At 66.7% G+C, this 22,218-nt stretch carries 21 protein-coding genes; 12 read left to right on the top strand and 9 right to left on the bottom strand.

The features are described from left to right. Positions 1-25: 25 nt before the first annotated feature. The 3 genes from ACFWCF_RS01230 to ACFWCF_RS01220 form a co-directional block, all read right to left on the bottom strand. The gene (locus ACFWCF_RS01230; RefSeq protein ID WP_378556107.1) at positions 26-892 is read right to left on the bottom strand and encodes a PaaI family thioesterase; all 867 of its coding nucleotides are present in this window, start codon (positions 890-892) and stop codon (positions 26-28) included. Between the two features lie 78 nt (positions 893-970). After that, positions 971-2,056, bottom strand: a complete 1,086-nt coding sequence (locus ACFWCF_RS01225) for a potassium channel family protein (protein ID WP_378556104.1) — start codon at positions 2,054-2,056, stop codon at positions 971-973. A 40-nt stretch (positions 2,057-2,096) separates the two neighbouring features. After that, positions 2,097-2,726, bottom strand: a complete 630-nt coding sequence (locus tag ACFWCF_RS01220; protein ID WP_378556101.1) for a TetR family transcriptional regulator — start codon at positions 2,724-2,726, stop codon at positions 2,097-2,099. A gap of 150 nt (positions 2,727-2,876) precedes the next feature. Here ACFWCF_RS01220 and ACFWCF_RS01215 point away from each other — a divergent pair, with 150 nt between their 5' ends. Next, positions 2,877-4,337, top strand: coding sequence for a DHA2 family efflux MFS transporter permease subunit (locus ACFWCF_RS01215; RefSeq protein ID WP_378556098.1), 1,461 nt, complete (start codon positions 2,877-2,879; stop codon positions 4,335-4,337). Positions 4,338-4,416: 79 nt separating this feature from the next. Here the strand turns inward: ACFWCF_RS01215 and pcaG are convergent, their stop codons facing one another. Then, entirely contained in the window at positions 4,417-5,073 is a 657-nt protein-coding gene (gene pcaG, locus ACFWCF_RS01210; protein ID WP_378556095.1) for a protocatechuate 3,4-dioxygenase subunit alpha, read from the bottom strand. Positions 5,074-5,084: 11 nt separating this feature from the next. Next, on the bottom strand, positions 5,085-5,816 hold the full coding sequence (gene pcaH, locus ACFWCF_RS01205; protein ID WP_378556092.1) for a protocatechuate 3,4-dioxygenase subunit beta: 732 nt from the start codon (positions 5,814-5,816) through the stop codon (positions 5,085-5,087). 101 nt (positions 5,817-5,917) lie between these two features. Between pcaH and ACFWCF_RS01200 the strand changes: the two genes are divergently transcribed. Genes ACFWCF_RS01200 through pcaD form a run of 3 tightly spaced genes read left to right on the top strand, consistent with a single transcriptional unit; the run spans position 5,918 to position 9,380 of the window. Then, positions 5,918-6,838, top strand: a complete 921-nt coding sequence (locus ACFWCF_RS01200) for a LysR substrate-binding domain-containing protein (protein WP_378556089.1) — start codon at positions 5,918-5,920, stop codon at positions 6,836-6,838. A 56-nt stretch (positions 6,839-6,894) separates the two neighbouring features. Then, positions 6,895-8,220: a lyase family protein gene (locus tag ACFWCF_RS01195; protein WP_378556086.1), complete on the top strand. Its 1,326-nt coding sequence runs from the start codon at positions 6,895-6,897 to the stop codon at positions 8,218-8,220. Further along, positions 8,217-9,380, top strand: a complete 1,164-nt coding sequence (gene pcaD / locus ACFWCF_RS01190) for a 3-oxoadipate enol-lactonase (protein WP_378556083.1) — start codon at positions 8,217-8,219, stop codon at positions 9,378-9,380. The genes ACFWCF_RS01195 and pcaD overlap by 4 nt, the downstream gene beginning before the upstream one ends. A gap of 75 nt (positions 9,381-9,455) precedes the next feature. On the opposite strand, the gene ACFWCF_RS01185 is transcribed toward pcaD, so the two are convergent. Next, entirely contained in the window at positions 9,456-10,325 is an 870-nt protein-coding gene (locus ACFWCF_RS01185) for an alpha/beta fold hydrolase (protein ID WP_378556080.1), read from the bottom strand. Between the two features lie 155 nt (positions 10,326-10,480). Between ACFWCF_RS01185 and ACFWCF_RS01180 the strand changes: the two genes are divergently transcribed. Further along, positions 10,481-11,707: an amidohydrolase gene (locus ACFWCF_RS01180; protein ID WP_378556661.1), complete on the top strand. Its 1,227-nt coding sequence runs from the start codon at positions 10,481-10,483 to the stop codon at positions 11,705-11,707. A gap of 174 nt (positions 11,708-11,881) precedes the next feature. Here the strand turns inward: ACFWCF_RS01180 and ACFWCF_RS01175 are convergent, their stop codons facing one another. From ACFWCF_RS01175 to ACFWCF_RS01165, 3 genes are all read right to left on the bottom strand, one after another. Further along, complete coding sequence (locus ACFWCF_RS01175; RefSeq protein ID WP_378556077.1) at positions 11,882-12,421, bottom strand: dihydrofolate reductase family protein; 540 nt, start codon at positions 12,419-12,421, stop codon at positions 11,882-11,884. Positions 12,422-12,516: 95 nt separating this feature from the next. Then, entirely contained in the window at positions 12,517-13,296 is a 780-nt protein-coding gene (locus tag ACFWCF_RS01170) for an enoyl-CoA hydratase (protein ID WP_378556074.1), read from the bottom strand. 58 nt (positions 13,297-13,354) lie between these two features. Continuing rightward, positions 13,355-14,239 (bottom strand): LysR substrate-binding domain-containing protein, encoded by an 885-nt coding sequence (locus tag ACFWCF_RS01165; RefSeq protein WP_378556071.1) that lies wholly within the window; start codon positions 14,237-14,239, stop codon positions 13,355-13,357. A 138-nt stretch (positions 14,240-14,377) separates the two neighbouring features. Here ACFWCF_RS01165 and ACFWCF_RS01160 point away from each other — a divergent pair, with 138 nt between their 5' ends. From ACFWCF_RS01160 to ACFWCF_RS01130, 7 genes are all read left to right on the top strand, one after another. Continuing rightward, positions 14,378-15,727 carry an MFS transporter gene (locus ACFWCF_RS01160; protein ID WP_378556068.1) on the top strand — a complete coding sequence of 450 codons (1,350 nt, stop codon included), beginning with the start codon at positions 14,378-14,380 and terminating at the stop codon, positions 15,725-15,727. A gap of 20 nt (positions 15,728-15,747) precedes the next feature. Beyond that, a complete protein-coding gene (locus tag ACFWCF_RS01155; RefSeq protein WP_378556064.1) occupies positions 15,748-17,469 on the top strand; it encodes an acyl-CoA dehydrogenase family protein in 1,722 nt (573 codons plus the stop codon). Next, positions 17,466-18,638 carry a CaiB/BaiF CoA transferase family protein gene (locus ACFWCF_RS01150; RefSeq protein WP_378556061.1) on the top strand — a complete coding sequence of 391 codons (1,173 nt, stop codon included), beginning with the start codon at positions 17,466-17,468 and terminating at the stop codon, positions 18,636-18,638. Before ACFWCF_RS01155 ends, ACFWCF_RS01150 begins: the two co-directional genes overlap by 4 nt. A 69-nt stretch (positions 18,639-18,707) precedes the next feature. Next, positions 18,708-19,634: an ABC transporter ATP-binding protein gene (locus ACFWCF_RS01145; protein WP_378490652.1), complete on the top strand. Its 927-nt coding sequence runs from the start codon at positions 18,708-18,710 to the stop codon at positions 19,632-19,634. Beyond that, positions 19,631-20,392 carry an ABC transporter permease gene (locus ACFWCF_RS01140; protein WP_378490651.1) on the top strand — a complete coding sequence of 254 codons (762 nt, stop codon included), beginning with the start codon at positions 19,631-19,633 and terminating at the stop codon, positions 20,390-20,392. The genes ACFWCF_RS01145 and ACFWCF_RS01140 overlap by 4 nt, the downstream gene beginning before the upstream one ends. Before the next feature lie 82 nt (positions 20,393-20,474). Then, positions 20,475-21,521, top strand: a complete 1,047-nt coding sequence (locus ACFWCF_RS01135; protein WP_378556058.1) for a sensor histidine kinase — start codon at positions 20,475-20,477, stop codon at positions 21,519-21,521. Continuing rightward, on the top strand, positions 21,518-22,123 hold the full coding sequence (locus ACFWCF_RS01130) for a response regulator (protein WP_378490649.1): 606 nt from the start codon (positions 21,518-21,520) through the stop codon (positions 22,121-22,123). Before ACFWCF_RS01135 ends, ACFWCF_RS01130 begins: the two co-directional genes overlap by 4 nt. Positions 22,124-22,218: the final 95 nt, after the last annotated feature.

Genomic DNA, 22,218 nt, shown 5'->3' with positions numbered 1-22,218 from the left:
GCAGGCGCGCGGGAAGGTGTGCGGGCTACCGAGGAGGACGCTGGAGGGTGATCGTCAGTAGCGTGAGCAGCTTGTCGTCCGCGCCCGAATCGACGAGTGCAACCTTGATCACCGAGTGGTCGGCGGCGTCGCGGACGACCGTGCCGTACGACCGCGCCGGCCCCTTCTTCACCTGCGCCAGGTAGTGGATCTGGATGTCGGTCGCGACGAGCTCGGGCCGCATCGCATTCGCTGCGGCCTCGGCGAGCAGGGCCTGCGCGCCGCCCTGGATGGTGCCGATGGAATTGGCGACGAACCCGGTGAGATCGAGCTCGAACTCGCCGTGGGACCCGTCGATCTCGCGAAGGTTCAGGCGGGAGAAGACGTCGTCGTCGATGGGGGTGATCGGGTATTCGCGGATCGAGCCGACCCACTCCTCGGGGGTGTAGGTGGCGACGTCGCCGAGGGTGGCCGCGGAGCGGGGGAGGCGCACGAACGTGACGAGACCGCGTGCGGCGAGAGTGAGGCGGCCCGCGCCGGGGGTATCGATCGAGTTCGCGATCTCGCGGAGATCGGTGACGCCGTGCGTGTCGTACACGTCGGTCTCCACCAGGATCGTCTTCTTGCCGACGCGAATCAGTTTGGCGTCGATCGCGATCGGGCCGGGACGCAGGAAGCCGGCGGAATGGATCGACAGATCCTGCGTCGCGGTCCAGTCGGGAGAACCCACGACGAGGGCGGGGGACGAGGCGACGATGTCGACGAGCGTCGTGAGAAACCCGAGCGACGCCGTGCCTGTGGGAGTGCACAGCTTCTCGGTGACGGTCGCGCCCATGATCGCGCGTTCCCTCGAGACCTGCAGCGACGTGATACCGAAATCCGAGGTGAAAGTGTTGTCTGCGGACACGGTCATCCCTCCCTGCGTGGAAATGTCATTCTCAATCATGGAAATGACTCTTCCATAAAAATGTGCAGAGTGGGAGAGCTACCTTCAGCCGCGGTGCCCCGACCCGTCCACCGCCAACCGGATGTACAGCAGCTTGTCGCGTGCGGCAAGGGCGCTGACCTCGGGCGATCCCACCCGGAACAGGCTTCCGTTGCGCTCGACGCCGAGCACGATCTGCCCCAGATGACGCGGATCCTGCCCGACCTCCTCGAGGTCGACAGCGCGCTCGGCGATGGTGAACCCCTCCTCCGGGGTGAGAATGTCCTCGATCATGTCGACCACGCGCGGCGAACTCCGCGCGGCACCGAGCAACCGCCCGGCGGTCTCCGACGACACCACCACCGTGTCGGCGCCGGAGCGACGCAGCAGATGCGCATTCTCCGATTCGCGGATCGCGACGACGATCTTCGCGTTCGGGTTGATCTCGCGGGCGGCGAGGGTGATGAGCACGGCGGTGTCGTCGCGATTCGCGGCCACGATCACCGACGCCGCGCGCTGCACCCCCGCGACACGCAGCACGTCCTGTTTGGTCGCGGAGCCGTGCACGGTCACCAGACCTTGCCCGGCTGCACTTTCGAGGACGATGGGATCGGTGTCGACCACCACGATCTGCGACGGGGGGACCTCGTCGCCCAGCAAAGCGTCGACGGCCGACCGGCCCTTGGTGCCGTAACCGAGCACGACGGTGTGGTCGTGCACCCGTCGTCGCCAGCTCTGGATGCGGAATGTCTGACGTGACGTCTCGGTCAGTGCGCCCAGTGTCGTGCCGACCAGCACGATGAGGAAGAAGACGCGCAGCGGCGTGATGACGAGGACGTTCATCAGTCGTGCGGACGGGGTGATCGGGGTGATGTCGCCGTAGCCGGTGGTCGAGAGCGACACCGACGCGTAGTAGAAGCAGTCGAGCAGCGACAGCTCGTTGTCCTGCGCATCCCGGTAGCCGTCGCGGTCGATGTAGACGAGCGCCACCATCACCAGCAGGGCTGCCAGGGCGTAGCCGATGCGACGCACGATCGCGCGCGCCGGACTCGTCGACGTCTGGGGGACTCTCAGCACACCGACGAGAGCGAAGTCGGGGCGCTCCGTGAGCTGATCGGACCGGCTGAACCGGGCTCGCAACCTATCGGGCATTACGTCACTCTTACACGCGAGTGGCCGCTCCGTCGAAGTATCAGGTGACGACGACCTTGCGGAGATCGGTGCGGGTGGTGCGATAGATCTCCACGAGGTCGGCGTCGTCGCCGCGTTCGATGTGCCGGACCCAGGTGTCGAACGCGATGCGTGAGGCCACACCGGCCGATTCGACGAGTAGTCGCGCGAACGATTCGGAGCGGAGTCCGCGCAGGCGCTCGGCGACGCTGGTGCTGATCCGGCACATGGCGAGGGCGTCGGCGGCGAACGCGGCGGCACGCAAGTGGTCGTCGGACGTGATGAGCCGGCGGGTGCGCAGGATGCGATCGCGCGTGTCCTCGGAGCTCGTCACGAGTCGCTGCAGGGAACGCTCGTAGAAGGCTTCGATACCGGTGAGGTTGATGTCTTCCGGCGGAACCGACTCGAGCCACTCGACGATTTCGGTTTCGAGTTCGCGGTCCGGACCCCACACGGAGTCCTCTTTGGTGGTGAAGCACCGGAAGAACGTGCTCGAGGAAACACCGGCCGCACGGGCGATCTCGTCGACGGTCGTCGTGGCGAATCCCTGGAGTTCGAACAGCTCCAGGGCGACCCTCGAAATCTCGAGACGCGTCTCCTGCCTGCGTCGTTCCCGCAGGTCGGGGACACGTGGCTGGGTTTTCTGGGTCATCGGTGGGGTTCCTTTCACCTCGGACCGCAACGTTGAGAGTCCGCGCCAATCTAACAGTAGAAATCAAGTTGACAGTGACTTCCAGATCGGGCGAGACTTTCAGGGTTGTCGCATTCGCGATCGATATACCCCTTCAGGAAGTAACCGGATATGCAGTCACCTCAGTTGGAAGGCCAGACCGACGTCGGTCCCCAGGCCGATCTGGAACCGGGTAGCAAGGTGCTGATCGGTGTCCTCGTCGTCGCGGCATTCGTGATGATCCTGAACGAGACGATCATGAGCGTCGCGTTGCCGCCGTTGATGGTCGATCTCGACATCACCGCGAGCACCGCCCAGTGGCTCACCACCGGCTTCATGCTCACCATGGCCGTCGTCATCCCGATCACCGGCTATCTCTTCGAGCGGTTCACGCTCCGTCAGGTGTTCATCGCGTCGATGAGCGTGTTCAGCCTCGGCACGTTGCTCGCGGCGTCCGCGCCGGGATTCGAGATGCTCCTCGCCGGTCGCGTGACGCAGGCCGCAGGCACCGCCATCATGCTTCCGTTGCTGATGACGACGGTGCTGCGCGTGGTGCCCGCCCACAAGCGCGGCGGCATGATGGGCATCATCTCGATCGTCATCTCCGTGGCACCTGCCATCGGGCCCACGATCTCCGGCATCATCCTCGACGCCCTCGACTGGCGCTGGATGTTCTGGATCGTCCTGCCCGTCGCGCTCATCGCGTTCGCCATCGGTGTCGTGCTGGTCAAGAACCTCACCGAGCCGAAGAAGGTCCCGCTCGACGTCCTGTCGGTCATCCTGTCCGTCTTCGCGTTCGGCGGCATCGTCTACGGCCTGAGCAGCATCGGTCATTCGGCCGAGGAGTCGAGCTTCCCGGTGTGGATCCCGCTCGTCGTCGGTGTCGTCGCTCTCGCCGTGTTCGTGCTGCGTCAGCTTTCGCGCCAGAAGGACGGACGCGCCCTGCTCGACATGCGTCCGTTCAGCTTCCCGGTGTTCAGCATCGGGCTCGGCATGGTCATCGTCAGCATGATGTCGCTGTTCGGCGCGCTGATCCTGCTGCCGCTGTATCTGCAGAACGTGCGCGGTCTCGACACTCTCGAAACCGGTCTGCTGTTGCTCCCCGGCGGTCTGGCCATGGGCCTGCTGTCGCCGTTCGTCGGACGCGTCTACGACCGCATCGGGGCGCGCCCGCTCGTGATCCCCGGCGCCATCGTCGTCAGCGCGGCGTTGTGGACGATGACGCTGTTCGACGCAGAATCGTCGATGGTGCAGATCATCGGTTCCCACGTGCTGTTGATGCTCGGCCTCGCGACGGTGATGACCCCGCTGATGACGTCGTCGCTCGGTGCGGTGCCGGCCGAGCTCTACTCGCACGGCAGCGCGATCTTCAACACCGTCCAGCAGTTGGCGGGTGCGGCAGGCACGGCGCTGTTCATCACCGTGATGACCGTGACCGCCACGTCGAGCGCCTCCGACGGTGCGTCCGCGCTCGTCGCGAATCAGGACGGCATCCACACCGCGTTCCTCTGCGGCGGCATCGTGTCGCTGGTGGCTGTGGCGGCGTCGTTCTTCATCCGCAAACCCGCGACGACGCTCATCGAAGCGAAGTAAGCAGGGCAAATGTAGACCTCGCAGGGCTGGTGGCTTACCACTGGCCCTGCGAGGTTTTTGTTTGTGCTGCTTACTTCTGTCAGATATCGAGGAAGACGGTCTCGCGTCCGCCGTCCGGGGTGTCCTGAAGACGGATATCGAAGGTGTAGACGGGTTTTCCGTCGCGCTCGCTGCGTGTGGCGATCAGGGTGTTGCGGCGCACCTCCCACTCGATCGACGTGAGCAGGGGGTCGGCGGCGTTGGCGGCGGACTCGTCGTCGAAGTAGAGCCGCGTGTGCAGGCCGACGTTGATGCCGCGGGCGAACAGCACCATCAGCACGTGCGGAGCCTGGACCGCGCCGTTGTTCCCCGGCACCGAGCCGGGCTTGATCGTCTCGAACCTGTAGACGCCGGTGTCGAAGTCGCCTCCGGTACGACCCCACCCGCGGAACGACGGGTCGCCGGCCTTGTCCTGGGTGTCGCCGGGGTGGGCGTACGTGCCGTCGGCGTCGGCCTGCCAGATCTCGATGAGGACGTCGCGGACGGGGGTGCCGGAGCCGTCGAACACGCGTCCCTCGATGGTGATTCGCTCACCGCGTGTGTCGTCGGAGACGAGCACGTTGCCGAAGTTGTTGTCGAAGATGTCGAATCCGGCCTGCTGCGGTGCGAGGCCGATGTGCACGTACGGACCACCCGTCTGCGACGGAGTCTCGGGGCGGCGCTGCACCATGGGGAACGGTGTGAGCGGCTCAGTCATGGGTGTGCTCCCTATGCGTTCTCGAAGAAGGTGGCGCGGCGGCCCCGCAGCGTGATGTCGAAGCGGTAGGCGCGGGCGTCGAACGGTGCGTCGTTCGCGGTGTCGGCCTGAGCGATCAGGCTGCGCACCTGGTCGCGGGAGGGGATGGTCGCGGCGATGGGGCACTGCTCGATCAGCGGGTCGCCCTCTAAGTACGACTGCGTGATCAGACGCTGCGCCCAGCCGTCGCCGATGATCGAGAAGTGGATGTGCGCGGGACGCCACGCATTGGCGCTGTTGCCCCACGGGTACGGCCCCGGCTTGATGGTGCGGAAGAAGTAGTAGCCGTTGTCGTCGGTGAGCATCCGGCCGCACCCGCCGAAGTTGGGGTCGATCGGCGCGAGATGGTACGAGTCCTTCTTGTGCCGGTAGCGGCCACCGGCGTTTGCCTGCCACGCCTCGACGAGCGCGCCCTTCACCGGATTCCCGAACTCGTCGCGGACATAGCCGTGCATGATGATCCGCTCACCGATCGGCAGACCGCCGTGCGCGAAGTTGCGGATCATGTCGTTGTCGAGCTCGCCCAGCTCACTTGCGGTGAACAGCGGCCCGGTCTTCTCCGACACCGTGTTCCGCGGCGAGATCAGTGCATTGCGCGGCGAACGCAGGACCGACGTGCGGTAACCCGCCGTGAGTGCCGGTGGGTGCTGCGTGTGGTCGCGCTCGACGAACTCGCCGTATGCGCTGGGGCCAGCGATGTTCATGAAGCCGCTCCTGTCGTGGGCTGTGGGGCTTGCACCCACGCTAAGGGGAACGTTCGCTTATGTAAATTGACCATTCGGGCCGAATTGCATAACTTCTGGTAATGGACCTCCACGGGCGAATCCGGCTCCGGCATCTGACGTGCTTCGTCGCGGTCGCGCACGAACGCCACGTCGGGCGCGCCGCCGAACGGCTGCACCTGACCCAACCTGCCGTCACCAAGACACTCAACGAACTCGAGTTGCTCGCGGGCACGAAACTGCTCGACAGAGGCAGGCACGGTGCCGTCCCCACCGCCGCCGGTGAACGTTTCCTCGACCACGCCGAACGCGTCGTCCACGCTTTCGACACCGCCGTCGCAAGACTGGCGGGCGCAGACGAATCCGAACACGCGACCGTGCGCATCGGAGCGTTGCCGTCGGCCGCATCGGTGCTGCTCCCCGCCGTGCTCGGCGGGCTCCGCGCGCGACACCCCGAACTCGACGCCCGCATCCGCACCGGCACGAACACCGAACTGCTCGCAGCGCTGCGGGCGGGCGACGTGGACGTGATGATCGGGCGGATGAGCGACCCAGAGACCATGGCCGGCCTGTCGTTCGAATTGCTCTACGCCGAGGCGCTCGCGTTCGTCGTCCGCCCCGGACATCCGCTGGCGGGCGCACGGGCGACGCTCCCCGAGGTGTGCGAATACCCGCTGGTCGTCTCGGCGGCAGGCACTGTGCCGCGGCACCACACCGATGTGCTCCTGCGTCGGCACGGCCTCGAATTGCCCTCGGGCACCGTCGAGACCATCGACGTCGCGGTCGCCGCCGCGTACGTGCGCGAATCCGATGCCGTGTGGGTCGTTCCCGAACGCGTCCCCGAGCGGGACCTCGTCGACGGCAGGCTGCATCGGCTACCCGTCGACACCGTCGGGACGGCCGAAACGATCGGCGTCATCCGCTCGGCTGCGGCGACGTCCGCTATCGTCGACGACGTTGCTGCGCTGTTGCGCCGAGCCGGCCATGGAACAGTCAGGACGTGAAACCACGCTCTGGCACAGCTTTTCCGAGCGCACCCGAACCGATCCCGAGGTCTCCGATGTCACACCCCCACCAGGAATCCACCCGCGGGCCGTTGTTCGATCCCGTCTTCGGGGCCGACGGCATGGCACCCGAGGTGTCGGACCGCGCGTGGATCGGAGCGCTGCTCGAAGTCGAGGCCGCAATCACCGCCGGCGCCGTCGGGATCGGGCGTGCGACCGAAGCGGACGCCGCTGCCGTGGCCGTCGCCGCTGCCGAACTCGCCCGCGACCTCGACCCCGCCGACCTCGGTGCTCTCGCCGCGGCGGGTGGGAATCCCGTCATCCCGCTCGTGAAGCTGCTCCGCGATCGCGCCGATGCGCCCGCGACCGCCGTACACGTCGGCGCAACCAGCCAGGACATCATGGACACCGCACTGGTGCTCCTCGCGCGTCGTGCCGGACGACGCATCCTCGACCACCTCGCTGCCGCTGCCGACGCGGCCGCTGATCTTGCACGAACGCACCGCGCGACACCCATGATCGCGCGCACCCTGGGCCAGCAAGCCCTGCCCACCACATTCGGCGCCCTCGCCGCCGGGTGGCTCACCGGACTCGACGACGCCCACACCGAACTCGACCGCGCACTGTCGTCGCTGCCCGTGCAGTACGGTGGCGCCGCAGGCACGCTCGCCGCTGTCGCACCCGACGGCATGTACTTCGCCGACGACCTCGCCGACAGGCTCGGACTCGCGCGCGCCACTACCCCGTGGCACACCGTGCGCACCCCGATGACGCGGCTCGCGGCGGCGCTCGGCGTCGCGGCAGCTGCGGTATCCAAACCCGCAACCGACGTGGTGCTCATGGCGATGACCGAGATAGCCGAAGTCTCCGAAGATTCTCCGGGCGGCTCATCGGCCATGCCGCACAAGCGAAACCCCGTGGCCGCGATCGCGGCTCGCGCTGCCGCGCGTCGTGTACCGGGGCTCGTCGCGACCGTGTTGTCGTCGGCCGACCACGAATTCGCCCGCGCAGCCGGGGCGTGGCATGCGGAGTGGGAAGCGGTTGCGGATCTGCTTCGCCTCACCGGCGGTGCCGCACACCGACTTTCCGTGTGTCTCGGCGGTTTGCACGTGCACGTCGACGCTCTCGACCGCAACCTCGCGCTCACCGGGGGAGCGGTGCTGGCCGAGAAGGTGACGGGCGCACTGTCGCGACACGTCGACGACGCCCGGGCGATCGTCACCGACGCCGCCGTCTCCGGAATCCCGCTCGACGCAGACCCGCGCATCACCGCGCACCTGTCGGCCGACGAACTGGCCGGCCTCCTCGACCCCACCCGCTATCTCGGGCACGCCGCCGACCTCGTCGACCGTGCCCTTGCCCGACACGAAGGACTGCGATGACCTCCCTCGCTTACGAACGACACGGTGATCCTGCGGCCCCGTCGGTGGTGTTGCTGGGGTCGCTCGGTTCCGACCGCAGGATGTGGTCGCCGCAGATCGTCGCGTTGTCGCCCATCGCCGACGTCATCGCCGTCGACCACCGCGGGCACGGTGAATCCGATTCGGTACCCGGTGTTTACACGGTCGCGCAGCTCGCCGCAGATGTTCTGGTGCTGCTCGACGAGCTGGGTGTCGACGCCGTGCATGTCGTCGGTCTGTCGCTGGGAGGGGCCGTCGGGCAGTGGCTCGCGGTGCACCGGCCCGAGCGGATGCGGTCGCTGACGCTGCTGTGCACGGCCGCTGTATTCGCGCCGTCGCAGCAATGGCGCGACCGAGCGGCAACGGTGCGCGCCGACGGTGTGGCTTCGATCGCCGAGCAGATCGTCGGACGCTGGTTCACCGCCGAACTGGCGGCCCGCGACCCGGAGCTCGTCGGGCGACACATCGACATGGTGTCGGCGACGTCGAACGACGGATACGCCGGCTGCTGCGAAGCCCTCGCGGAGTTCGACGGTCGCGCGGACCTCGCACGGATCGTTGCTCCCACGCTGGTGATCGCCGGGGCACACGACCCGGCGACCCCTCCCGAGGTCATGCGTGAACTGGCCGACGGAATAGCCGACGCCGATTTCCACGTCCTCGATCCGGGCGCGCATCTGGTGAACGTCGAGCAGGCGGGTCGCGTGACCGCGCTGATCCGTGCGCACATCACCAGGTCGGAGCAGGTAGGTGTGTATCGTTCCGCAGCGGTCGAGGTGGGTATGCGGATGCGACGTTCCGTGCTCGGCGACGCGCATGTGGACCGTGCGATGTCGCAGGCCACCGCATTCACACAGCCGTTCCAGGACTTCATCACCCGCACCGCGTGGGGCGACATCTGGGCGCGTCCCGGCCTCGATCACCACACCCGACGCCTGCTCACCCTCGCGATCCTCACCGCAGTGGGTAACGAGCACGAACTCGACATGCACATCCGTGCGGCGCTGCGAGCGGGCATGGATCCCGACGAACTCATCGAGGTCTTCCTCCACACCGCTGTCTATGCAGGCGTGCCCAACAGCAACCGCGCGTTCGCGATGGGCAAGCAGGCGTTGGCCGATCTCGAGGACGACGCGAAGTAAGCAACGCAAATATGAGGCTCGCACACCCTGTGGTCGACAATTGGCTGTGCGAGCCTCACATCAGGTGTGCGGACCTCAGCGAGCCAACACTGTGCGCAGCACTGCCGCGAAGCCTTCCGGGTCGCCGGGCATGCCGTACCCCTCGCCCGCGAAACCGGCGTGGCCGCCGGGGAACATCGTGAGTTCGACGCCGAGACGCTTGGCGACCTCCGCTGCCGCGCGCGCGGAGATCTCGCCGCCGGATTCCTTGCCCGCGCCGATCACCACGCGGGTGGAGGCCTTCGGGAGGACGTCGAAGTCGGGTTCGTATCCGGTGCAGGAGAGCAGGTTCTGGCTGAGCAGGGCGTCGTCGCGGGAGCCGTCGTCGTCGGTGGGCAGGCCGAATACGGACGGGTCGGGGGACGGCTGGTCGAGGTAGGCCGCCGTCAACGGTTCCGTCTGCGAGAGCATCATGATGAACTTCGCCATCGCCGGGCCCATGCCGCTGCGCTGGTAGGTGGCGTCGATGTCGTCGACCACCGCCCGCACGACCGGGTAGTCGGGCAGCAGCGGGCACGTCGGCGGCTCGTGCGCGACCAGTGTCCGGACCTGCTCGGGATGCGCCGCGACCAACGCGAGGCCGTTCACCGCGCCACCGCTGCTGCCGAACAGATCGACCGGGCCGACGCCGAGTGCATCGATGAGGCGGTGCAGGTCGTCGGCGTGCAGTTCGGGCGTCGAGAGGCCGGGGGTGTCACGGGGGCTGCGCATGACGCCGCGCGGGTCGTAGGTGACGACCGGGCGATCGGAGAACTGTGTCGCGAGTGCCGCGAACCCGTTTGCGTCCATCGGCGAACCCACCAGCAGTAGGGGAGTTCCGGATTGCAGGTCGCCGCGGACGTCGTAAGTGAGGGTGGCGCCGGGAACCTCGAGAGTTGCGGTGATGGGGCGGTCGATTGTGGTCATGCAGTAACAGACCCGACTCGACGACAGAACTCATCGGCCTGCTAGGGAACAACCGGACCGTCAATACCCACACGCCGAATCCCGGTCCCTGAAATACTGGAGAGCGTCCGAGTTCAGCTCGATCGAAGGACCGAATTGTGACCAGCTCCGACGACATGACGATCGATCCTGCTCTGATCGACCTGTACAAGGACCTTCACAGACATCCGGAACTCGGGTTCCAAGAACATCGCACTGCTGCGATCGTGGCCGAGCGATTGAGTGTTTTCGGGTTCGACGTCACCACCGGGGTCGGGACGACCGGAGTGGTCGGGGTGTTGAAGAACGGCGCCGGCCCGACCGTGCTGCTTCGGGCCGACATGGACGCCCTCCCCGTCAAGGAGGAAACCGGCCTCGACTACGCCAGTACCGTTACCGTCGTCGACGAGCACGGCGAGTCGACACCGGTTGCACATGCCTGTGGCCACGATATGCACACGACGTGCCTACTCGGCGCAGCGCAGATTCTCTCCACTGATACTGCGAGCTGGTCGGGCACTCTGCTACTCGTCTTCCAGCCGGCCGAAGAGCTGGGCGCGGGGGCCCAGGCAATGGTCGACGACGGGCTGTTCGTCAGGTTCCCCAAGCCGGATGTGGTGCTGGGTCAACACGTGGCGCCGCTTCCCGCAGGGAAGATTGCCGGACATCCGGGGTTTTCGTATGCGGGGTCGGATTCGCTGCGCGTGCGGGTCGTGGGTAGAGGGGCCCACGGGTCGATGCCGGAGGCCTCCATCGACCCCATCGTCATAGCGGCCGAGGTGGTCCTGCGTCTGCAGACGATCATCTCGCGTGAGATCCCGAGCACGGCGACTGCAGTGCTCACGGTCGGCTCCGTTCATGCCGGAAATGCGGCCAATGTCATTCCCGGTGAGGCGGAGCTCCAACTGAACATCCGCAGCTACGACGCGGGGGTACGACAAAAGATCCTCGACAGCGTCGACCGCATTGTTCGCGGCGAATCTGCGACAGCGGGCGCCCCGGAAGAACCTGAAATTACCTCGATCGAGCGGTTCCCGGTGGTCACGAACGATCCTTCCGCCCTGAACAAGACGTTGGATGCCTTCGCTACGTGGTTGGGGGCGGACAATATCCTCGACCCGGGAGCGGGTGCAGGCAGCGAGGACGTCGGAGTCCTGGCCACGAGCGCAGGTGCGCCCCTGGCATATTGGTTGCTCGGCGGAGCCGACCCGTCGCTGTTCACCACGGGCGACATGACGGACCCCGCGCTGCTCCAGGTGCCTTCGAACCACTCGCCGCACTATGCGCCGGTCATCGAACCGACGATGACCATCGGAGTCACGGCATTGGTTACCGCGGCACACACCTGGTTGCCGACGGCGTAGCCGATTGTCCTTGCCAAGCGCCCTGCGCAGCACTGCGGCGCGAGCGCGGAGTCATCGATGGGAAATGACCACCGCGCGAAACTTTCCTCGCGTCGCCCGGGTTGCCGTGGGTCGTGAGGCAACGGAAACCCGGACAGCTGGGGGAAGGTTTCGCAGCGGTGGCACCGGCCACCCCTAGCGGACGACCCGCGCCCAGATGTTCGTCCAGGTCCGGGTGTGCGACACCTTCGTCTGCTCGAGCCGCACCTGCCTGCCGTCTGGGTGGGAGAACAGCGGTGTGCCGTCGCCGAGGAAGATCGGCACGATGTTCGCCAGCACCTCGTCGAGTTCGCCGATCTCGAGGCATTGGCGTGCGACGTCGGCGCCGAGGATGCCGACGTACTTGTCGCCGGCCGCGGCCTTGGCTGCAGCAAGTCCGGACGCCAGATCGTGGACGACGGTCACTCCCGGCTCCGGCGTCACCAGGGGATGGTGGGTGAGTAGGAAATAGGGGCCGTCCCACGTGCCGCCGAAAGCGCCCTCGTTCTCGGTGCCGCGGTTCGGGTCGTCGCCGCGGTGGGTGCGGTTGCCGACGAGCAGCGCACCGATGTCGGCTGCGAGTTCGTCGGTCTCCTCGTCGGGTTCGAAGAACGGTTTCATCCACGACATGTCGCCGCCCGGCCCGGCGATGAAACCGTCCAGCGACATCGTCGCCGAGTACAACACCTTGGCCATGCTTCTCCTTGCATCGAACGGACGTTGTCCCAGTATCGACTTCAGGAGCGGGTGGAAATCATCGTTTCGACATGCGCGGTCACCGAACGGCGAAGCTAGGCGTTCTGCGCGCGACCCCGCCCGATCACGTCCGCACGCCGATCCGCGACACGGTCGGGTGTGAACGTCTCCAACCACTCCCGCGACGTCTCGTTCTCGACCTGCAGGGCCGGGTCGACGAGGTGTTCCTCGGCCCGGCGGTACGACGCGAGCAGCGTGCGGACACCCGGCTGATCGTTGGCGGCAATCGTCTCCGCGAGGGCGAGTGCGGCGTTCAGAAGGGCGTCGTGTTCGACGACTTCGGTGACCAGCCCGACCCGCAGTGCCTCCTCAGCGTTGACAAAGTTGCCCGACAAGCTCATGCGTCGCGCGAACCCGCGGCCCACCGCGGCGGGCAGCCTCGACGTCAGCCCCCAGCCGGGGAGCACACCGACGCGGGCGTGGGTGTCGGCGAAACGGGCCCGCTCCGAGGCGACGAGAATGTCGCACGCGAGCGCGAGTTCGAGACCGCCGGTGATGGCCGCGCCGTTGATCGCGCCGATCACCGGTTTCGACAGCGGCGTCCACGGATGCCCGACGGGAATGTCGTCGTCCTCGACCTTCAGGAGTGTGCCGCCACCGGACCCGAGTTCCTGCAGGTCGAGGCCAGCGCAGAACGCGGGGTCGGTGCCGGTGAGGATGACGACGCCGGTCTGCTCATCGGCGTCGGCGGCTGCCAGTTCTGTACGCAGCGTGTCGATGAGGGCCGAGCTCAGCGCATTACGCTGCTGCGGGCGGTTGAACGTGAGAACCCGGACGGGTCCGCGCTGTTCGACGAGCAGGATCGAATCCGACACGGCGTCTCCTCTGGTGTGTGCGAAGTGAATTCTGTCTACCCGATGCGCAGGTTCGGCGCTATCGGGGTGTGGGCAGTTCGCGGAGCACTTCCAAGACCCGGTGTAGTGCGGGCGCAGCGTTGTCGCGTCGCCACGCGAGCGCGATCGGGAGCACCGGCCCGCCGTCGAGTGGGATGTACTGCACGCCGTCGACGGTGATGTGCGCAGTCGATGCGACGACGACCGCGATCCCGACACCCGCGCCGACGAGGGTCAGGAGGCTGTACGGGTCGGGAGCTTCGCGGGCGATGGTGGGCGCGAACCCCGCAGAGGCGCAGACGGTGAAGGTGGCGTCGCGCACGAGTGAGCCGTGCGCGGCGGGGTAGACCACCAGCCGCTCACCTGCGAGATCGGCGGGCTCGAGTGCGCGGCGGTCGGCGAGTCGATGTCCCGTCGGGACCGCGACCATCAGGGATTCGTGACGCACTGTCTCGGTCGCGACGTCGTCGGGGACGGGAAGGCCGACGATGCCCATGTCGAGCAGGCCTTGGGACACGAGGTCGAGTACCTCACCCGAATACGTCTGCGGACGGAGGTCCAGTTCGATTCCGGGATGGCGATCCGCCAGCGCACGGGTGAGTTCGGACAGCACGGCGTAGCCACTCGCGCCGCCGAATCCGGCGCTGACCACACCGGTTTCCCCGGCTGCGGTCGACCGCACCACGGTGCGCGCAACCTGCACCTGCGCCGCGATCACCCGAGCCGGGGCGAGCAGTGCGGTGCCCGCGGCGGTGAGCTGCACCGATCTGGTGGTGCGCACGAACAGGGCGGCGCCCAATTCCCGCTCGAGGGCTCGGATCATCTGGCTGAGCGGCGACTGTGCGATATGCAGGCGTTCCGCTGCGCGTCCGAAGTGCAGTTCCTCGGCTACCGCGAGGAACGCATTCAATTGACGGAGTTCCATCTCGCCTTCCACTATGTGTAGTCAGCACATAATCATGCTTGATTAGGTCTTGGACACTACAGGGTTCGAGGGGTGATAGTGATCCACGACTCATTCATCAGCGGGTGATGCCCGCGCGATAGTCCCTCGGAGTGCAGCGTGAAACCGAATCCCGAGCACACCCCGCGACCGGTGCACGACACCAAGGCCGCGCGCCGCGCCGGTGTCACCGCCTTCGTCGGCACCACCATCGAGTGGTTCGACTTCTACATCTATGGGACGGCATCGGCACTGGTGCTGGGCGCACTGTTCTTTCCCGATGTGTCACCGGCAATGGGCACGCTCGCAGCCTTCGCGACGTTCGCTGTCGGGTTCATCGCGAGGCCGCTCGGCGGCATCGTCTTCGGTCATTTCGGCGACAAGTTCGGACGGAAGAACGCCGTCATCGTCACCCTCGCCATCATGGGCGTCGGCACCGTCGGCGTGGGCCTGCTCCCTACCTACAGCCAGATCGGTATCTGGGCTCCGATCCTCCTCGTCCTCTTGCGAGTGCTGCAAGGCATCGCGATGGGCGGGGAGTGGGGAGGCGCCGTTCTCATCGCCACCGAGTTCGCCCCACCCCGCAAGAAGGTCCTCTACGGCGCCTTCGCACAACAGGGCTCACCTGTCGGCAACCTCCTTGCGACAGTGGCCTTTCTCGGCCTGACCGCGATGTCCGACGCGGCCTTCGAAGGCTGGGGATGGCGCATCCCGTTCGTCGCATCCGCCGGGCTCGTCGTCGTGGCACTCTACATTCGGCTGCGGATCGAGGAGACGCCCGAGATGAAGGCGGCAGCAGAATCCCAGGAGAAGAAGCGCATGCCGCTCGCGGAGGTGCTCGGCGCTCATAAGATTCCGCTGTTCCTCGGGGTCGGTGCGGTGGTCGCGGGTGTCGCGATCACCTACGTCAAGACCACATTTGCACTTTCTTGGGCCACAACGGATCTCGGATTCGAACGCAGTGACTTCCTGCTCGTCATCACGATTGCGCTGGTCGCCCAGGTGATCGTGCAGCCGTTCGGCGCGATCCTCGCAACCAAGATCGACGTACGACGGGCAGTATTCTGGATGCTTGTGCCCGAACTCGTGGTCCTCCCACTGATGTTCGTGCTCATCAGCACCGGCTCGCTGGTATGGGCGATCATCGGGATGGTGCTCGCGACCGCGCCGCACGCGATGTACTACGCGGCGTTGGCCGGCATCCTCGCCCAGGTATTCCCGACCCACATCCGCTACACGGGCATCTCCCTCTCGTACCAATTGTCCACGGCGATCTTCGCGGGCACGGCGCCGATGGTCAGCCAGTTCCTGCTCAACCGCAGCGGATCGATCTGGCCCGTTGTCGCACTCGGGCTGGGGTACGTGCTGCTCTCCTTGATCTGCATGACGGCGCTGCTGCGCCGCTCACCGACCTCAGGCGCCGACCACTCCGACCCGGCAACGGTCCGGACCACGGCAGCCGCACTGTGACCTCCGAAGGGATACACGACATGAATTACGCACACGAGGATCCCGCCCTGCAGGCAGTGGTCGACAGGTGGATCGACGAGGACGACCGTCCCCTCACCGATCGTCTCCTCGACCGGCTGGGTGCTGATGCGGCACAGCGACTCGACGGCCTCGCCGCGACCGCGAATGCGAACCCGCCGACGTTGCGCCAGTACGACCGCGACGGGGAGCGCATCGACACCATCGACTATCACCCCGCATATCTGGAACTGTGTCGCGCCGCGTATTCGGAGTACGGACTCTCGGCCCTGTCGCATCGTCCCGTCCACGGCTGGACCGACGTGCCGCCGCACCTGGTCAAGTACCTGGCGTCGTACCTGTTCGTGCAGGCCGAGTTCGGGTTGGCCTGCCCGGTCTCGATGACCGACGCCGCCGCACGCACACTTCGCATGTTCGGCGATCCCGACGTGTTCGGTCCGTACATCGACGGGCTCACGTCGACGGATCCCGCCGCCGCGCTGACCGGCGCGATGTTCATGACCGAGACGCAGGCAGGGACCGACATCGCGCAGACCGAGACCCGCGCCGAGCGCGACGGCACCGGATGGCGTTTGTCCGGTCGTAAGTGGTTCGCCTCCAACCCGGATGCCGACGTCGTCGTCACCCTCGCCCGGTTCCCGGGCGGAAACGAGAACTCGACGCGCGGTGTGGGAATGTTCATGGTGCCCAAGCATCTTCCCGATGGAACCCGCAACACATTTACGATCGACCGGCTCAAGGACAAGCTCGGCACCCGTTCGATGCCCAGCGGGGAGGTCACCCTGCACGGCGCGTACGCGCTACAGGTCGGTGAGCTCGACCGCGGGTTCCGGCAGATGACCGAGATGCTCAACACCTCCAGGCTCTCCAACGCGATGCGCTCGAGTGCACTCATGCGCCGCGCGGTGCGGGATGCAGTGGAGCACACTCGTGTTCGCGAGGTCTTCGGTAAGAGGCTGTTCGACCAGCCGCTGATGCGCGCGACGCTACTGCCACTCGCGCTCGATGCCGAGGCTGCGCTCGCCCTCGTCGCCTACAGCGGTGCCACGCTCGACCGCGCCGATCGCGGCGACGACGTGGCACGCAGTATCATCCGGATTCTCACCCCGGTAGCGAAGCACTACGTGTGCAAGCGTGCGCGGACGGTCACCGGCGAGGCGATGGAGGTGCGCGGCGGCAGCGGCTACATCGAGGACAGAGTGTTCGCGAGGCTTGTTCGCGACTCGCATCTCGGATCGATCTGGGAGGGCTCGAGCAACGTCATCGCCCTCGACGTCCTGCGCTCCATGCGCAAGAACGGCGCGCACCGAGACCTGGCAGCCGCGATGCGGACGATGCTCGCCGCAGCCTCCCCGGAATGCGCGCCTGCCGTCGCCGAACTGCACGAGCGGTGGGACGTGATCGAGGAGCGCGGTGAGGAACTGCTCGCCGGCGACGACGTGCGTGCCCAGACGCTGTGCGCCACCTACACCGACGACCTGGCCCGCGCGGTGATGGCCACCCTGCTCATCGACCTCGCGTCGCACAGCGCCGAGCACGGTCGGGGGCACCGGTCGCTGCTCGTCGCCAACGCCTATCTCACCGGGCTCCGCGGCGAACCGAACGCCGTTGCGCTCGCACACCTCGACGTCGTCGTCGACGGCACTCACATCGATCCCTCCGTCGCGTATGCCGCGGCACCGGACGCGCTCGCAGGAGCCGCACTCGCAGGAGCACCGAAATGACCGAGAACCCGATCACCGGACCCGCCCCGCTCGCGGGCGTCAAAGTCGTGGACCTGTCGAAGATCCTCGCCGGGCCCTACGCGACGATGTCATTCGCCGATCTCGGTGCCGAGGTCACCAAGGTCGAGCACCCCGAGGGCGGCGACCCGACGCGGATGTGGGGCCCGCCCTTCGTCGGCGACGACGCCACCTACTATCTCGCGGTCAACCGCGGCAAGAAGTCGGTGACCCTCGACCTGAAATCGGAGGAAGGGCAGCAGATCGTCCACCGCATGCTCGAAGACGCCGACGTCGTCGTCGAGAACTTCAAGCCGGGCAGCGGATTGCAGAAGATCTTCGACTACCGCGCACTGTCGGAACGGCACCCGCACCTCGTCGTCCTGCACATCTCTGCGTTCGGCGACGAAGGGCCCCTGTCCGACCAGCCGGGCTACGACATGGTCGCCCAGGCAGCGGGCGGGTTGATGTCGCTGACCGGCGAGCCCGGTGGCGCACCCATGAAGTCCGGGTATGCGATGGGCGACCTCGGTGCGGCGCTGTTCGGTGTGATCGGTGTGCTCGCGGCGCTGGTCGAACGCGGCCGCACCGGTCGCGGGCAGTACGTCACCACCTCGCTGTTCGAATGCCAGCTCGCGATGCACGTCAACTGGGCCACCAACTATTTCGCCACGAAACAGCGACCCCACGCCCTCGGCTCCGCGCATCCCAATCTTGCTCCCTACCAGGCATATCTGGCCAGCGACGGCTACTTCGTCGTCGCGGTCGGGAACGATTCTCTGTGGGACGACCTGTGCACGGCGATGGGTCGCGCCGAACTCGCGACCGACCCGCGGTTCCTCCGCAACCGCGACCGCATCGAGCACCGTGACGATCTCGAGCAGGTGCTCACCGAGGTGTTCGCCGCGAACACCGTCGAATACTGGTGCCGGGTGCTCGAGGAGCATGCCGTGCCCGTGTCGCCGATCCGGAACCTCGACGAGATCTACGACGACCCGCACACCGCCGCGATCGGCATGATCGGCACCGTCGACCACGCGTCAGGTCCGCTCGAGCAGATTGCGTTCCCCGTCAACTTCGGCGGAGTGCGACCCAGGCTGCGCTCGGCGCCACCGGTGCACGGCGAGCACACCGACGACGTGCTGGAGAAGTACCGCGCCGTCTCCGTCTGACATTTGTCATGGTGATCTTGTGACAGCCGGGGATCGCGGCGCGCCTCGTGAACCACAAGACTTCCCATCATGGAACACACAGAGGTCGCAGCCATCGAGCTGCACGACGTCGTCAAGACTTTCCGGCCCCGAGGCAGCGACGAAGTGCGCGCCGTCGACCACCTCGACCTGACCGTGCAGCGCGGCGAAGTCGTCGCGCTGCTCGGCCCCAACGGCGCAGGCAAGACCACCACCCTCGATATGGTGCTGGGCTTCACCGAACCCACCGCCGGGGTGGTGTCGATATTCGGCAAGCCGCCAAGGTACGCCATCGCCGCAGGCCAGGTGTCTGCGGTGCTGCAGACCGGTGGTCTGCTGCGCGACCTCACCGTCCGCGAGACCGTGCAGATGATCGCATCGACCTTCCCCGAACACCGCGACCTCGACGAGGTCCTCGAACGGGCCGGAATCACCGACATCGCGGGTCGGATGGTGTCGAAATGCTCTGGTGGCGAACAGCAGCGACTGCGCTTCGCTCTCGCCCTGCTTCCCGATCCCGACCTGATCATCCTCGACGAACCGACCGCGGGGATGGACGTCGGCGCCCGCCGCGACTTCTGGACGACGATGCACGCCGAAGCCGACGAAGGGCGCACCGTCGTCTTCGCCACCCACTACCTCGAAGAAGCCGATTCGTTCGCCGACCGCATCGTCATGGTCGCGCAGGGACGCGTCGTCGCCGACGGCCCCACCTCCGAGATCCGCGCGCTCGCCACCGGCCGCATCGTCTCCGCCGACATCACCCACGGACGCGAAGACGACGTGCGCGCGGTACTGGCGTCGCACCCCGGTGTCGCCGACATCTCCGTGATGGGCAACCGGATCGAGATCCGGGCAACCGCCTCCGACGACGTGGCCCGCACGCTCCTCGTCGATCTCGGCGCCACCAACCTCGAAATCGCCAGTGGATCATTGGAAACCGCGTTCCTCGCACTCACCGAGAAGGTGCCGGCATGACCACCACATTCATCCGCCTCGAACTGCGCCGCCACTTCCGCGACTATGTGAGCGTCTTCTTCATCGCGATTCTTCCCGCCTTCTTCTACCTCATCTTCGGCGCGTCACAGTCGTACAAGTTGGAATCGGCCGGTCACGGCAACGTCGCGATGTACATCATGATCTCGATGGCCGCGTACGGCGCCGTCACCGCAACCACCGGCATCGGCGGGATGGCAGCCGTCGAACGTATGCAGGGATGGGGACGTCAACTCGGCCTGACACCCCTGACCGACGCCGGGTTCGTCGCGATGAAGGCCACCGTCGCGCTCGTGTTCGCCGCGATCCCCATTGCACTGATCTTCATCCTGGGTGTGCTCACGGGCGCCTCTGGGGAGTGGAGCGCGTGGATTCTGAGTTCGATCGCCGTGCTCGTCGGTGCGGCAGTGTTCTCCGTGTACGGGCTCATGTTCGGACTCGCATTCCGGTCCGAGGCCGCTGTCGGTGCCGCGAGCGGCAGCCTCGTCGTCCTCGCGTTCCTGGGCAACATCTTCATCCCGTTGTCGGGCGTCATGCTCACCATCGCGAAGTTCACCCCGCTCTACGGCTACGTGTCGCTGGCGCGGTATCCGCTCACCGAAGGTGTCCTGATCGACAGCAACGGCAACGCTCTACCTGCTGAACCGCTGTGGGTTCCTGTGCTCAACTTGTCGGTGTGGGCAGTGATCTTCGTGGTTCTCTCGACATACCTCGTGAAGCGAGGACGGGGCCGGCAGTGACAGGGCCGGGGCAGGCAGGGACAGGGGGATGGCGGTGATAGACCAGAGAGGGGAAGACCCGTGGAGCCGATTCGGATGGTTCATGGCAGCCGTCTGGCTCGTCTTTCTGGCTTACCCGCTGGTAGAGGTTCTGACCACGGGCTCGGCGCTCGGCAAGACCTTCGGAGCGGTGGGCATCGTCGTGTTCGCGGTCGTCTACATCCACGGGTTCCGCTGGCTCTACAAGGGGCGGGCCACCCCGTCGCGGATCGCCGTGATCCACCTGCCGCTGCTGGTTCTCCTGGTCTGCTTGGTGGGCCTGCACATCGGGCCGGACGTACTGGGCATGGGCGCGTTCGTGGTGTCGTTCGCGATGTTCACCCTGACGTTGGTGCCCAGAATGATGGTTTTCGTCGTGGCCGCCGGCGCATGTCTGCTGGTCCCGTGGCTGAACGGCACCCTCCGGGACGACTTCTTCTACATCCTGATCGTGGTGATGGTCGGGGCGATCACCGCGGTGATCCGCGCCGTGGGCGACCGCGACGACGAATACACCGCACTGCGCAACGAACTCGTGATCGCCGACGAACGAGACCGTGTCGCCCGCGACGTCCACGACGTCCTCGGACACAGCCTCACCGCGGTCACCGTCAAAGCCGAACTCGCCGAACGTCTCATCGACGTCGACCCGGAGCGCGCGAAGGCCGAACTCGCCGCGATCCGCTCGCTCACCCGTGAGGCGCTCGGTGAAGTGCGGGCCACCGTCACCGGGCTGCGTGTCGCGCGGCTTGCCGACGAACTCGACCGCGCCCACACCGCCCTCGACGACGCCGGAATCGACGTCGACCAGCGCGGCGACGCATCGATCGTCGACCCCCGATACCGGCTCGTCCTCGGCTGGGTGCTGCGGGAAGCGGTCACCAACGTGGTCAGGCACAGCAACGCCCGCACCTGCGTGATCGACCTCGGCGGAACATCGTTGAGCGTCGTCGACGACGGCGTGGGCATCGAAGGCGTGGGCACCGACGGCAACCGCGACGGCAACGGCCTGCGAGGTCTGCGAGACCGCGTCCGGTCGGCCGGAGGAAAATTCGCGGTCGGCGCAGGACCCGACGGGACGGGCACAGAACTGAAAGTGGTGTTCGGATGATTCGCGTGTTGCTGGCCGACGACCAGGCACTCGTCCGCGGTGCGTTGGTGGCGTTGCTCGGCCTCGAAGGCGACATCGACGTCGTCGCCGAAGTGGGCAGGGGAGACGAGGTGCTCGACGCGGCACGGTCGAGCAACGCCGAGGTGTGCCTGCTCGACATCGAAATGCCCGGACTCGACGGTATCGCCGTCGCCGGGCAACTCGCCCGCGAACTCCCCGGCGTGCGGTCGCTGATCGTCACCACCTTCGGTAGACCCGGCTACCTGCGCTCCGCGCTGGAAGCGGGCGCGTCGGGGTTCGTCGTCAAAGACACTCCCGCCACCGAACTCGCCGAAGCGGTGAGGCGAGTTCGGCGAGGCGAACGTGTCGTGGATCCGGCCCTGGCAGCAGAATCCATCGCAGGCGGCAACAATCCCCTCACCGACCGGGAACGCGACGTGCTGCGCGCGGCATTGGACGGTGTGCCCGTCGCCGCCATCGCGAGCGCAGTGCACCTGTCGCAGGGGACGGTACGCAACTATCTGTCGTCGGCGATCGGGAAGACGGGGACGACGACGAGGGTCGAGGCGGCACGGCGTGCCCAGCAGAACGGGTGGATCTGAGCCTGCTCACCCCACTTGAACTGAGCGAATGGCACATTCGGCTCGATCACGAGGATGAACGATACATTCGCTCACTCCACGGGGAGGGGTGCTAC

Source organism: Rhodococcus sp. NPDC060090 (assembly GCF_042729855.1).
Lineage (GTDB): Bacteria > Actinomycetota > Actinomycetes > Mycobacteriales > Mycobacteriaceae > Rhodococcus.
This window is presented reverse-complemented; position numbering and strand designations above follow the sequence as displayed.